The sequence below is a fragment of the Bacillus sp. CR71 genome (assembly GCF_003429245.1).
GTDB classification, from domain to species: Bacteria; Bacillota; Bacilli; order Bacillales; family Bacillaceae_G; genus Bacillus_A; species Bacillus_A thuringiensis_S.
Genome location: NZ_CP031748.1, coordinates 5,909,588 through 5,910,894, shown reverse-complemented (window position 1 = coordinate 5,910,894; position 1,307 = coordinate 5,909,588). Strand labels below are relative to the sequence as shown.

The window sequence follows — 1,307 nt, the reverse complement described above, 5'->3', positions numbered from 1 at the left end:
ACTCCAGATAAGCCCTAATATCTTTAGATAATCTACTGAATATCTTCATATAAACTCCAGATAGTGTATTTAGAATAACAACTATCAAGGAGGTTAGGAAAAATGAATTTTATAAAACGTGCAATTCTCAGTATGAAAAAAAGAATAGGAACATCATTAATTTTGGTGGCGGTCTTTCTGATTGTTACAAACTTAGTGCTGGCAGGATTTGCAATCCAAAATGCATCAAAAAAAGCTGCGGATGCAGCAAGAAAAAAATTAGGTGCAGATGTCACTTTAGGTCTTGATTTTGATAAATTAGGTCAACAAGCTAGGGAAACTGGAGAGATGCCTAAACCACCAAAGCTTAACACAAAAGAAGCAGATCAATTAGCTAAGTCCAAGTTTGTAAAAGATTATAATTACATAACCAATACTTTCGGAATTTCGGATGGATTTAAACTAGTAGGTGCTTCAGAAGGAGAAGACGAAGGAAAAGGTAGAGTTGGAATGGTGGCAGCAGCGGGTGGATCAGGTTCGGGCTCAGAAATAGATATGAATTCTTCTCTTTTAATAGAAGGAGTTCGTAAAACTGTATTACAAGAAACTTTTAAAAATGGAAAAAGTAAAATCATTGATGGGAAACCAATTACAGAACAGATGAAAGATCAGAATGTAACTTTAATGGAAAAACGATTAGCGGAACAAAACAATTTGAAAGTAGGAGATAAGATTAAAATTCAATCAGGGGATAAGAAGCAAACTCTTGAATTTGAAATTATTGGTATTTATGAAACGAATGAGCAACCAATGGGTCAGCATGCTCCTCCTATGATGGATCCAGCTAATAAGCTATATATGCCTTACTCTACTTTAAAAAAATTAGAAACCGATGACGGTATGGGTAATAGTATTCAAGCCGTGTACTTCTTGAACGATCCACAATACATTGATGGATTTAAAAAAGAAGCAAAAAAATCTGATATTGATTTTAATTATTTTAAGTTAGATGCACATGATTCATTGTACAAACAAATGATTGGTCCTATCGAAAATATCGCTTCTACTTCTCAAATGATTATCTATATGGTATCTATTGCAGGTGCAATTATCTTAGGATTAATTATTATGTTATCGATTAAAGCACGTCGTAAGGAAATGGGAATTTTATTGTCCATTGGAGAGAAAAAATGGAAACTGATGGCACAGTTCGTAGTAGAAGTAGTATGTATCGCTATTTTAGCATTTGGATTATCTCTAACAACAGGAGCTAAAGTTTCTCAATTCGTAGGGGATAATTTACTTTCGAGTGAAGTTGCTACAGCAGG

At 33.9% G+C, this 1,307-nt stretch carries 1 protein-coding gene; it reads left to right on the top strand.

Translation table 11 applies throughout. The features are described from left to right. Positions 1-102: 102 nt before the first annotated feature. A partial coding sequence (locus DOS87_RS29835; RefSeq protein WP_208730172.1) for an ABC transporter permease occupies positions 103-1,307 on the top strand: 1,205 nt, incomplete at its 3' end.